The sequence below is a fragment of the Ignavibacteriales bacterium genome, assembly GCA_026390595.1.
Lineage (GTDB): Bacteria > Bacteroidota > Ignavibacteria > UBA10030 > UBA10030 > UBA9647.
Window position 1 is genome coordinate 1 of record JAPLFQ010000008.1, and the last position, 12,756, is coordinate 12,756.

At 51.2% G+C, this 12,756-nt stretch carries 9 protein-coding genes; 2 read left to right on the top strand and 7 right to left on the bottom strand.

The window, feature by feature from the left end; all coding sequences use genetic code 11:
- Positions 1-182: 182 nt before the first annotated feature.
- Positions 183-3,254 (bottom strand): efflux RND transporter permease subunit, encoded by a 3,072-nt coding sequence (locus NTU47_03120; protein MCX6132783.1) that lies wholly within the window; start codon positions 3,252-3,254, stop codon positions 183-185.
- 35 nt (positions 3,255-3,289) lie between these two features.
- Positions 3,290-4,348 (bottom strand): efflux RND transporter periplasmic adaptor subunit, encoded by a 1,059-nt coding sequence (locus NTU47_03125; GenBank protein ID MCX6132784.1) that lies wholly within the window; start codon positions 4,346-4,348, stop codon positions 3,290-3,292.
- A 462-nt stretch (positions 4,349-4,810) separates the two neighbouring features.
- Here NTU47_03125 and NTU47_03130 point away from each other — a divergent pair, with 462 nt between their 5' ends.
- Complete coding sequence (locus tag NTU47_03130; protein MCX6132785.1) at positions 4,811-5,158, top strand: hypothetical protein; 348 nt, start codon at positions 4,811-4,813, stop codon at positions 5,156-5,158.
- A gap of 241 nt (positions 5,159-5,399) precedes the next feature.
- Positions 5,400-6,278, top strand: coding sequence for an aldo/keto reductase (locus NTU47_03135; protein ID MCX6132786.1), 879 nt, complete (start codon positions 5,400-5,402; stop codon positions 6,276-6,278).
- Positions 6,279-6,489: 211 nt separating this feature from the next.
- Here the strand turns inward: NTU47_03135 and NTU47_03140 are convergent, their stop codons facing one another.
- The 5 genes from NTU47_03140 to NTU47_03160 all read right to left on the bottom strand — a co-directional run bounded on the left by NTU47_03140 (position 6,490) and on the right by NTU47_03160 (position 12,571).
- Positions 6,490-8,769: a TonB-dependent receptor gene (locus NTU47_03140; GenBank protein MCX6132787.1), complete on the bottom strand. Its 2,280-nt coding sequence runs from the start codon at positions 8,767-8,769 to the stop codon at positions 6,490-6,492.
- A gap of 15 nt (positions 8,770-8,784) precedes the next feature.
- Positions 8,785-9,729 (bottom strand): DUF4249 family protein, encoded by a 945-nt coding sequence (locus NTU47_03145; protein MCX6132788.1) that lies wholly within the window; start codon positions 9,727-9,729, stop codon positions 8,785-8,787.
- An 819-nt stretch (positions 9,730-10,548) separates the two neighbouring features.
- Entirely contained in the window at positions 10,549-11,181 is a 633-nt protein-coding gene (locus tag NTU47_03150; protein ID MCX6132789.1) for a hypothetical protein, read from the bottom strand.
- Positions 11,178-12,215, bottom strand: coding sequence for a 6-bladed beta-propeller (locus NTU47_03155; protein MCX6132790.1), 1,038 nt, complete (start codon positions 12,213-12,215; stop codon positions 11,178-11,180). The genes NTU47_03150 and NTU47_03155 overlap by 4 nt, the downstream gene beginning before the upstream one ends.
- Before the next feature lie 146 nt (positions 12,216-12,361).
- Positions 12,362-12,571, bottom strand: a complete 210-nt coding sequence (locus tag NTU47_03160) for a hypothetical protein (GenBank protein ID MCX6132791.1) — start codon at positions 12,569-12,571, stop codon at positions 12,362-12,364.
- Positions 12,572-12,756 lie beyond the last annotated feature (185 nt).

A 12,756-nucleotide genomic window follows, 5' to 3' on the forward strand; every position in this document is an offset into this window, starting at 1 on the left:
GAACAGTATACTGCCCTGATGTCACATCTGCAACCACGGCTTCTCTAAATGCGGAACTGTATTGACGAACTACCTTTTCCATGGTCCTGGCTCCTGTCGATCGGTAAATGATTACCTGTCAACTTTTTCCAGGACGATACATTCCGTCTCACGTCTTCCGTCTCCCGTCTCCCGTCTCACACTTACGCCTTCTGCTCAGCCGCCGGAGCTTCTTTCTTTTCCTTCGAGAAAAACGTATACATCGCCGGAATGACAAAGAGTGTCAGCACGAACGAGAAGAACAACCCGCCAATCACGACGATACCCATCGAGACACGACTTTTTGCGCTTCCGCCGAGGGCAAGTGCAATGGGCAAAGCACCCAGCATGGTGGCAAGACTTGTCATCAGGATAGGGCGAAAACGGGCTGCTGCGGAGAACTGAGCCGCCTCCAGCAGTTTCATCCCTTTTGCCTTTTGCTGGTTGGCGAACTCAACGATCAGGATTCCGTTTTTTGTCACCAGTCCTATGAGCATGATGATACCGATCTCGCTGAAAATATTCAGCGTCTTTCCCGTGATCCAGAGCGACAGAAGCGCTCCGGCAAGAGCGAGCGGAACCGTCAGCATGATCGTAAAGGGATCGATGAAACTCTCGAACTGCGCTGCGAGCACAAGATAGATCAACACGAGCGCAAGCAGGAAGGCGAACAAGATATTTGATGAACTTTCCGAGTAGTCACGCGATGCACCCGCAAGAGCCGTTCGGAATGACTCATCCAGCACAGTCTTCGAGATGCGATCCATTTCGGCAATACCGTCGCCGATCGTCTTCCCCGGCGCCAGAGCCGCAGAGACTGTGGCCGCTTTGAATCGGTTGAAGTGATACAACTGGGGCGGTGCGCTCTCCTCTTTCACCGTGACCAGGTTGTCCATCTGGATCAGTTTTCCCTGGTTGTTCCGGACATAGAGCGATCGCAAATCGAGTGGCTCGTCGCGGTTATCCCGATCGACCTGGCCGATGACGGAATACTGGAAGCCATTCATTTCAAAATAGGAGAACCGCTGCCCGCTGAACGCCAGCTGCAGGGTCTGCGCAATGTCGACGATGGACACGCCGAGGCTCCGTGCGCGGTCCCGGTCAATGGTGATGTCAATTTGCGGCTTGTTGAATTTCAAGTTGACGTCCGCGTTCACAAGAATGCTGCTCTTGCTCACCTCGTCCATGAACTTTGGAAGCACCTGCCTGATTTTCTCGAAGTCCTGGTTCTGGATCACATAGGCCACCGGTTGTCCGCTGCGCATGCCGCCGCCGCTGGCGCTGATGGTTTGTTCCTGTGATACAAAGACACGTGCTTCCGTAATACGTCGCGTTCTGGTCGTCAGCCAGTCTGCAATGTCCTGCTGTGATCGTTTTCGTTCGTTGGGCTCCGAAAACATTATGCGCATATTGCCGGTGTTCAGGGAACTGAAACCCCCGACGAAGCTCAGGCAGATGCGTTTTTCCGGAATCGAATCGTTGACCATTGCCACCAACCGGTCCAGCACAGCGTCCGTGTATTCGAACGAAGCCCCCTCGGGTGCGGTGGCCGAGAGGCGCAGGTAGCTTCTGTCGTCCAGCGGCGCGAGTTCAGATTGAAGGCTTGAACCGATCAACACCATGATGAGAAGCGATGCAGCGATGATCGCTGTTGCCAGCCAACGGCGTTGCATGAACCGTGTCAACAGATTTTCGTAGATGCGGTTGAGAGCTACAAAATACCGTTCGGTCACTTCATAGAACCGCGTGTGGGCACGTTTCTTACGGATCATCCGGGCATTCAGCATTGGGGTCAGAGAGAGCGAGACAAATGCCGAGATGAGGACCGCACCGGCGATGATAAGTCCAAACTCACGGAACAACCGCCCGACGAAACCCTGAAGGAAGATAATCGGGAGGAACACCGCCGCAAGCGTGATGGAGGTGGAGATGACTACGAAGAAGATCTCTTTGGAGCCGGCAAACGCCGCCTCCATCGGCGCCATCCCCTGCTCGACTTTCTTGAAAATATTCTCTGTCACCACAATCCCGTCGTCCACCACGAGTCCCGTGGCAAGTACAATGGCCAGCAAGGTGAGAATATTGATCGAAAATCCCATGATGTACATGATGAAGAACGATCCGATCAGCGAGACGGGAATATCGATGAGGGGGCGAAACGCAATGACCCAGTCGCGGAAGAACGCATAAATGATCAGAATAACGAGGGTTACGGCGATGAGTATGGTCTCTTGCACTTCCGTCACGGACCGCTTGATAAACCGCGTGTTGTCAATGGAGATGTCCATCCTGTAATCGGCCGGAAGCTCTTTCTTGATCTGCTCGAACCGTCGGTAGAATTCATCGGCAATTTCGAGGTAGTTGCTCCCGGGCTGCGGAATGACGCCGACAGCCACCATCGGAACACCTGACTGGCGAAGGATAAATTCTTCGTTTTCCGGTCCAAGGACTGCGTATCCGACATCACTGAAGCGAACCGTCCGGTTAGCCTCGGTTTTCAGGATGAGGTTGTTAAACTCCTCTTCCGTTCTCATCCTTCCTTTTGTATTGACGATAAGCTCTGTCTGGTCGCCGGAGAGCTTCCCCGACGGGAGATCGACGTTCTCCCTGTTGAGGGCAGTCCTTACGTCAAGCGGCGTCAGGCCGTACGCCACAAGCTTCCTGGGATCCAGCCACATGCGCATGGAGTACCGCTTCTGTCCGCGGATCTGGACCGAACTCACTCCGGGAATCGTCTGAAGGTTCTGAGCGATGACGTTCTCAGCGTAGTCGCTCACCTCAAGCTGATTCTTCGTATCGCTCTGCAGCGTGAGCGATATGATGTCATCGGAATTAGCATCCGCTTTCGTCACGACGGGCGGGTTGTCAACATCCTGTGGCAGCGATCGGGTGGCTCCGGATACTTTGTCGCGCACGTCATTTGCCGCGGCTTCGAGATCAGAGTCGAGGTTGAACTCCACGGTGATGTTGCTGCTCCCCTGGCTGCTGCTTGAAGAGATGTTGCGGACGCCGGCAATGCCGTTGATCGCTTTTTCGAGCGGTTCGGTTATTTGCGACTCGATGACGCTCGCGTTCGCGCCCGCGTAACTCGTCCGGACGCTGATGATCGGAGGATCGATGGCAGGATATTCACGAATGCCGAGGAATGTGAAGCTGATGATCCCAAACAGCAGGATGACCAGCGACATCACAATCGCCAGAACGGGGCGTTTGATACTTATCGAAGCGAGACTCATAGTGGAGATCTTCTCAGAGTAAACCGATGACTATACTATTGATTGACCGTCACGTTGACCGGCATGCCGGGACGCAGCTGGAGGATCCCCGTTGTGAGGACGGTATCTCCCTCAGAGAGTCCGGAGATGATTTGAATGACGGAGGGCGTACGGACTCCTGTCTTGACAGACACGCTCACCACAACTCCGTTCTTTTTTACGAGGACTGTCTGCCCTTTCAAAACAGGGATGATCGCCTGGGTAGGAACCATCAAGGCGCCGCCTGGTTGTTTCAGTCGCAATTCGACATGCACATAGCCGCCCGGGTAAATTGCTTCACTCTTGTTCTCGCACAGAGCGCGCAGCTGCACGGTGCGCGTCGCGGGCTCGATCTCGGGTTCAATGGCATACACCTTCCCCATGAACTGCAGATTTGTCTCGTCGCTCTGTAACTTCACCAGGTCACCCACGCGAACTTTTCCGGCGTATTTTTCGGGTATCGCAAAATCCACCTTTAGTGGGTTGATCTTCTGGACACTCGCGATGCGCGTCGTGGGAGCCACATAACTCCCTTCGCTCACGTAGCGCAGTCCAACGATCCCATCAAAGGGAGCTCGGATTTCCCGCTTACGGATGGAGGCGACGAGATTTTCGCGATCTGCATTCAGGGTAGCAAGCATGCTGATCGCAACATCGTGCTGTTCCTTACTCGTGTTGCCGGTCTCCAGAAGTCTCTTCTGCCTCTCGGCCTGATCGGCCGCGAGCTGAATCTGAAGTTCGGTCTTTTTCAGTTGAGCCTGCAGATCATCGCAGTTGAGTTTGAGCAGCAAGTCGTTCTTCCTGACGTGGGCCCCTTCCTTGAACGTAATGGTCTGCACGATACCCGATGCTTCTGCGGCCAGGTCCACCGATTCGGATGCGAGGACTGTACCGGAGGAGTTCACGACGTTGTCGAGCGGTTGCGACGTGACGACGACGCCGCTAACCGTCATGCCGCCGGGGCGTCCACCGGCCCGTTGAGCTGGCCCCTCATTGGATTTCGAGCTGCAGGATAAGAAGCCGAGCGAACAGCTTAAGACTGTGAGTACGAGGGTAACGCGAAGTAGTTTTGCCATAGGATTGAACGTATCGTTACTTGAGATCAGGAAAAATGCAGGGGATCGGTCAGGCGCGTTACAGGAGGTGAAGCGCATCGTGGTGTACCCCTACGTATCATAGATAAACGAATGTCCTTCGAAAAAGTCTCGTGAAAAATTCTCATCGGCGAGAATAATCTCTTAGGAGTACCTGGTCGTGCCCTCCCACAACAGACGCCTCACGGTGCCAAATCCTTCAATATTTGCAGATGTATGATTGCCAAAGGCGCTTTGCGTGAGGTGGCACGAACGCAGAGCCTCGATAGAACCGGCTTTTCAAACATACAGCGGCATTGGCAAAGAATCAATCTGTATTGTTCCGGCTTTCTTTGTTACTATGTCACAAATCGTTGGGGCATTGAAGATCTGGTGATGAACACAACGATATCATTCGGGGAGATCCATAGACACCGTTTCTACTCGCACAGGAAGGACTCATTCATGAAAGAAGAAGGTTGGATTCGCGAATTCCCGGCTGCCATCACTGTGTGCAATCAGAATGGAATCATTCTCTCGTTGAACGACAAGGCGTGTGTATCGTTCGCTGATGACGGGGGGAAGAATCTGATCGGTACAAATCTGCTGGATTGCCATCCCGAACCTGCAAGAACAAAAGTGGAAGAGCTTCTTCAATCGGGAGCGTCAAACGTCTACACCATTGAGAAGGGCGGGGTCAAGAAACTGATCTATCAGTCCCCCTGGTATGACGACGGCAAGTACGCGGGACTTGTCGAACTCTCGCTTCCGATACCGGCAGAGATGCCGCATTTTGTGAGAGATAAGAAGTAGAACCTATCTCAAAAATGCTCACGCAAAGGCGCCAAGACAGCAAAGACAAGATCTTGAGGTGAAAATTTTCTCCTTTGCGGCTTTGCCTGCCCGCCGCACCAAAGCAGTGCTTTGGGCAGGCGGGCGTGAAATTCTCATCTTACCGAAGTGTATTTTGAGATGACCTCCAGTTGAGTCGATGAGTAATGGAGAGATGGCCCGATGGCCAGATGACCCGATGACAAGATGGTGAGATGATTCTATGGACATACGTGATTTCGGGACGACGGGAATCAGGGTCTCAGCCTTGGGATTGGGCACCGGCCATCTCGGCGATGAATCGCTGTCGGCGAAAGATGCTGAACATCTTCTGAACCGCGCCGTCGATATGGGAATTACGTTGTTCGACACCGCACGGGGTTATGAACGCTCAGAAGAGAGGATCGGTAAATACCTTTCGCATCGTCGTGCCGAGGTGGTGATCTCGACAAAGGTCGGATACGGAATTCCTGGATTCTCCGACTGGACGTACGATTGTGTTCTGGCCGGTGTGCGCCAGGCGATGCAGTTGATGAAGACCGACTATCTGGATATCGTCCACCTCCATTCGTGCCCGGTTGAAGTTCTGCGGCAGGGAGACGTGATCGATGCGCTTCAGCGGACTGTTGAACAAGGAAGTGTCCGCATAGCAGCCTATTCGGGAGAGAACGAACACCTTCACTTCGCGCTCGATTCAGATCGATTCAGAAGCCTTCAGTGCTCGATCAACATCTGTGATCAGCGAGTGCTCGATGCCATGCTTCCAGCCGCGAAGAAACGTGGGATGGGAATCATCGCAAAGCGGCCGGTCGCGAATGCGCCATGGAGGTTTTCAGAATGTCCGGTGGGCCGCTATGCAGAGGAATACTGGAAGCGGTGGAAGGCGATGAATCTCGATTTCGGAATGCCCTGGCAGGAACTGGCTCTCCGATTTGCAGCGTTTACGTGGGGCGTGGACTCGTGTATTGTTGGAACCACGAACCCCGCTCACCTTCAGCAGAACGCTGAATATCTCAATCGAGGAAAACTCCCTCAAGACGTGGTTGACGAGCTCCGCAGTTCTTTCAGGAAACACGACAACAACTGGCTGGGGCAGGTGTGAGGTTCGGTTTCATCTTGGATGTCTCATGACCGAACCGCCAATCCCGAATGGATCCTGCTGGGCCGGAATCGGCAACTACGCAGATCCGCATGTGGCTTGTTTACGATTGTGTGTGAATAGCCACGTAATTGGGGAGAAGGCTCTTCAAAGGGGCATGCCAGCCTCCGAATCTCCGCTGGCTTTGCACAAAACCCGAATCCGCTGCCGCAAATTAGTACTGCACCGTCAATGTCGCCGAAGGATAGAACGACAACATGTTGACTCGCTGACCCGTCCGCCGGTCGAAGTAGAAGATGTTCTTGTTGTTGTATACATTCAGGAGATCGACTCCGGCGTTCACATCCAAGCCGATCACCCGGAAGTTGTAGCCTACACCAATGTCCATTCTATGATATGCCGGGAGACGTACGGCGTTCTTCGGCCCGAGCATGATGAACGGCGACCCGGTCTCCGTCTCGAACTGTGCTGGAAACAAATTCCCGAATGTCATTCGGTCAAAATAGGCCACAGTCTGAGAAAACGGGAAACCGGAGCCATACTCCCATTTCAGTGTCGTCGTCAGGCCTTTTGCTGGATGAGAAACGGCCAAGAAATTGATGTGGTGCCGCCGATCATAGCGAGGGTAATAGAAAAATCCTCCGTTGTTGATTCTTACCCAACCCAGTGAATACACTCCATAGAGATCGACGATTTGAAAATGAGATCGGAGTGTCAGTTCAGCGCCACACGCGTTACCTGAGCCCATGATGTAGTCGGGATCAAAGACGTCAATTTTGTCACGATTGTATACCGAAAGTGAATTGTATCGCTTGTAGTAGGTCTCGAAATTCAAAGTCGTCTGTTCCGTGAGGTTTCCGGAAATCCCCACGACATAATGGTCCGCTTGTTCTGGTTTGCTATCCTGCGACAGACTAACCCATGCATCAAAGATTGACAGCACATCATCTTCATTGTCAATTGTCATCATACGTTGCGAGAATCTCCCGAATGAGGCTTTTGCCCTCCACGTACCTGCCAAGAGATAGCTGGCATTGACACGAGGCTGTATTTCTCGTAGAGGATCGGACCCACTGAGGAGATAGCCAAGCTGGAGGTGGAACCCTCCGTCAAGTGCAAAAGGACCCATCACGGTAGAATATCTAACCCACGACGAAACCTCCAGGGGAGTTCCCGCCAACTCTTGAAGTACGCCAAGCCTGTTTATGAAGCTGTATCGAAGTGTAGGAAAGTTGAAGTCAAATCCAAAATAGTATAGGTCCTGTGGTCCGGTATACAGTGTGGCATTCACGCGCATGCCCCCTTCTTTTACAGAAGTCGAAGCAGCAGTGATATTGCCATCTATGCTAGCACTCCTTTCTGCAGCATAGCTGCTGACATAAACCACGCAATTCACGAACATTTTGTCCGTCGGCAATCCTGAACCAGATATTGCAAAGCCGTTGTTCTTCCAGGTATAATCTGATTGCAGATTGCTCCGTGCGGCCATGTTGTCTCCGCTACTGAGAAACGAGAATCCAAACTTCGAAACCCCGCTCGCTTGAATTGAGACTTTTCCCGTCAGATCATAGAATGACACCGGAATATCCTGGCCAACGATATTGCTAAATGTCCGTGAGGAAATTGACTTCCGGCCGTTTACGATAACCGAAGTCTGTGAGCTGAGAGGCCCCTCGATCCCAAGCTCCGATGACAACAGATTGATATTTGCTCGAGACGCCAGTTTGTCGGCCCGACCATCGCGGGCTGTGATGTTTACCACAGATGAAAGTCGTCCTCCGTATCCTGGAGGGAATGCGCCGGTATAAACTTCAACATTGTCTACCACCTCTGGGCTGAAGACACTGTATATTCCGAGGGCGTGGAATGGGTAGTAAATCCGAATTCCATCAAACATGAACAAGTTTTGATCACCCGCTCCTCCTCTCACATAGAATCGGGCACTCACATCGCTCGTCGATACGATTCCAGGAAGGAGCTTCAGCGACTGGAGGAGATCCTGTTGCCCCGCTACCGGGACTTGTCTTAAATCTTGTCTCTCAAGCACATGGACACTTGTTGTCTTCGTTTCCAACTCGAGTTGTTTTCGGGGGGCAGTGACAATTACCTCCTCCGATAGCACTGGTACGGAAGCAAGGGCAAAATTGAGTTCAACCGCTTGTCCTTCCTTGACAACCAAAGCCCTCGATGCCTTTACATAACCAATCGAACTCGCTGATATCTCGTAGGTCCCCGGCGGCAACTTGGAGATGAAATAGAATCCCAGATTGTTTGCCGCCGACCCCCAGGTGGTGCCGACTACCGAAATGTTGGTAAATGGAATGCGTTGCCGCGTGAGACTGTCTGTCACAGTGCCGTACAAATCGCTGGTCTGGGCATTCGACGATCCCACGCAAGCCACGAGCAGGCAGAAGCAGGCCACAATCGATCCCTTGTTTCGCGCTACGGCCCATTGAGCCACTGTTTTAGAACAACTTGTGCCTGTCGATTTCATTATTCGCTCCATGAATCACCGCTTGTTCCAAATGAAGTTATCGGGTAACTCCTGCACGAGAGAGTCTAGCGTGTAGGCTCCGAATACACCGACTCCGCCAACCACATTTGTGTAAAGGGGCTCGTCCAGTCGCACTGAAAGTGGGTCGCCGTTGGCGTGCGCCACTTCGTAGTAGTTGTAGAGATTTTCTTCGACCTGAACTAGTTCGAACATTGCTCGAGTGAACGTAATTTTAAAATTTGGATATTTGCGGTATGCAATCTCGAGCAAGGCTTTCTGGTATTGATCATTTCGATATACCGCCGCCGAACGATTTTTGTATCCTGCGGCTGACATCTCGGCGTAAACTACGCTGGTGAATACTTTCGGGAAAATCGAGGAAAGAGGAATGATCGTGCGCTCCTCAATCCATTGCCCGTTTTTTAAGACACTGTAGTAAATGTAGAATCGTCCGATCCATCCCCTGGCCCCAGATCCCAAGTCGACCGTGAAAATGACTTCATCTTTCGCCTCATGCGAACCCGGAGATTGGAGGACTGCAATCGAGCTGGGAATCATCATTAGGAAAGGCTTATCTGGCACCCTGATTGTTGACAAGGCTTGTCCAAGTTCGGGTGCTCGAATCGATAATCGATAAGATGATCCGTAGTTAATTTCGAGCGGCCGCGCGTAGTAAGCCCTAATGGGGAAAATGTATCGCGACGTATCTGGCCTGGCGAAGGTCGTGTCCCGCATGGCATAGTTCGAATCACCTTTTTGGATCGTCACTATTGCGTTCGGGATGAAATTGTCGGAAGTGTAGGCGAGCGCGTCGAAACCAACCGGCATATAGGTGTGTTCAACACGAACGAATTGGAGATTGCGATCCGTGGAGAGGACTGAGAATACGACGGCATCATTCTCCAGGGGGCCTCGAGGATTGAACGGCTGGTTACATCCGAATACCCCGCACGCAATCATACCCAGAAATAATCCACTGGTTTTCAATGGCTCTCGGAGAAACTTTATTAAATGCACTGTGATCCTTTCTCATCTGTCGTTCATTCATGTGGAGTTTCCGGCATTGTGACCACGTTCAACCCGAGTCGGCTAGTTCTGTCAAACAGAATAGAATATATCCTACTCTGTTGATTCACCTCCCACTGTGACGACAGGCGCACGAGATGACCGTGAGTCGTAATCTAAACTCGCCATTTCCTAAAATCAAGGCGTTGATCGATATCAAACTGTCCCAGCGAGCCCCGGTTCACCGGATCGGATGGTCGCTGAGTTTCGAGTCAGTGACGTCAATGCTTGAGATGGATTTCGGTCGCAGGAAAATGCTCGCGTAGTAAGATATCCCCGACAAGAATGCATTCCTAACAATGGAGATGACATTGATCTCGGACGAAAAGGTGTTTCCAAAGCATCCGCACGATCCTTCGACGTGATTCACCAAAGCAACGCATAAAACAAATGAAAAAAGCACGAAAAGGCATGAGATCAACACAAAGACGTATCTTTGGTACAATCCGATCAATGCAAGAATTCCAAGAAGAATTTCAATGAAGATGACATCCATTAGGACAACTTCCGCCCAAGGATATGAAAGGCCCACCTTTTCAGCGAGGTCAAGAAACGGAATGGGACTTTTCATTTTCGCAACTCCAGAGAACAACAACAACCCCGCGAACATTAACCGAGAAACGAAGAGAAATGCCCTAACCTTGTAGTTCTTCTGAGATCCGTTTATCGATTCTTTCGAATTGCGCAGTTCCAACCTTTCCCCCTAAGATAGCCTCAATTCGCTTCGACCCATTTTATGTGATCCTTCGCTTCTGGTGCATGCAACGCATTTGCAGCACGCCTAATGAAAACTGATCTCGTTCTCTCAGCTTTGCTTCCAATTCTTGAACAAGCCAAAACGGTTTTATCACTCGTCGCGAGCAAGATGATGCTGTCATTCTGAAGCAGAACTCGGCGATCTAACGCAGAAACATTGAAATAGGGAGCCCGCGTCCCGAAAACTCCCCTGAATGTCGCTTCTCCCAAAGCGGTGTCTTTACCACAAAAAATCCCAATCCATTGAGCTGGATCAATCTCACATTTGTTTTCTCTTAGGCCGATGAGGTATTCCTTTATGAGGTTTCCGAAACATGGCCTGCAGGACGAATCCGTCAAAACGACCACAAAGTTGGGATGAGTCCACGACGTTTTGCAACTAATCCGTTTGAGTGCAGTGGGATCGTCTCGGAACACCTCCATAATATTGACTCCCTCAATTCCCGAAGCCCAGAGATCCTCTTGTGTTTGTGGACTCAATTGCCCACCACCTCCAAGCAATTCGGATTCATAGAATCTGTAACCGACGATAGCTGCCACGACTATGGTCAACAACACCAGCAATCCATTTTCCCAATTCATCTTCGTCATTGATGTCGGCTCCTAAATCTGTAAAGGGTCATCTCGTAGCTCTTTGACAAAGTCGCGTCAAGCTCTCGAGTCGGTCTTGTCCATGACGCAAATGTATAGTTGCCAAGATATATAATTGGCGATGAAACCTCGTACGCCCGGGAAATACTCGTTCCAGTTGAGAGGCAATATAGCTGCACGTAAAACTTCGTTTCCTCATGTCTACCCGATGCAAATGATACCATTACGTGCTCTGCAGTCACAAATCCTAGCGAGGAAACCCTTGAATTGTTAAAGACTTCGTCCATGAGCCCTCTTACGCGTTCGTCGCGATATCTCTTGCGAAGTGTCTTCGTCTCGGAGATTTTGTAGCTTGTGGGATCGATGTCGATTTCAGAGAGATCGCTCCCGGAAAGCAAGAAAATCACTTTGGCCGACACAAAGGCAAGCACCGTCACACCTTCCAAATTCGTGGCGAGAGCTTGGCTCACCAACATTTCATTCCTGATCGATTCGGGTCCTGAAGGCAGGTAACCCTCATTCGGGTTCTTGATCTCACTGGCCGTTCCCAAAGGAGATACCACAAGATGAGAGGATTGTTTCTCCCCGAGTGCACGACGAAAGTGCACGACTCTGTCCCGAACGATGTCGAAAGTCATTGTGTACTTGGTCGCCGACTGGAAGGTCGATATCCATCCTTTGTCCAAATCAAACAACGAAATTTCGTCTGTCAGGGCGTCCATAATATATATTTGCCCATCACCAAGTACCCGAAAATCTTGGATCTTCCTCAATTCGCCCGGTCCGAATCCTTGTTTTCCGACGAGCTTAATCAACGTCCCGAGAGTGTCGAACACACCAATCAAGTAATCTGGAACAAGGGCGACATACACGCGGCCCTTCGCATCAGTTCTAACCCTCATATCCCGACTACACCTTAGACTATCCGGCAATTGAAGGCTGACCTTCCGTATCGATTCTACCAATTCTCCAAATTCTTCAGGTGCCCTAGCATGGTCCGGCTTGATCCACCTGCAACCGTGAACATTCAACATGAAAAACACGACTACCACCATCATTGGTCGCAATGGTTTTACCTCCAATTGTAGATTTCTGCAAGCAGGCCCGGCTCCAACGCGCCGGGCCTGCGCCGACGAAAGAAATGACCCCATACGAACAAAGGGCCGTCATCTGGTATGTGCTAGTCCACACATGATGTTCTGGCGCACTCCCATCGGGTTGGCACTTCGATGCACACATATGATACGTAGTTGCCCCATGTATCATAAATACAATAGTACAACCAGATCTCAGGCAAATCTGGTTGGGGTGGTTTGGACTGCGGCATTACCGCCTGCATCCCAACCAACAACAGTATCACGAGATAGGCTAGTTTTAGTTTCCTACGCATAACGTCCTCCTTGAATGTGGTTGATTGATGCTTGTGAATTACTTACCTGGCACACCCGACCAGCGTGAAATGGATTGCAGGTTCTGGATTCACCCTCACGCCGGCAAAGTGTTAGGGGTAAGATCAGTGATTCTGCAAATCAGGGTCTAGCATGATTTAGATACACGCAATTGCATGTGCCTCAC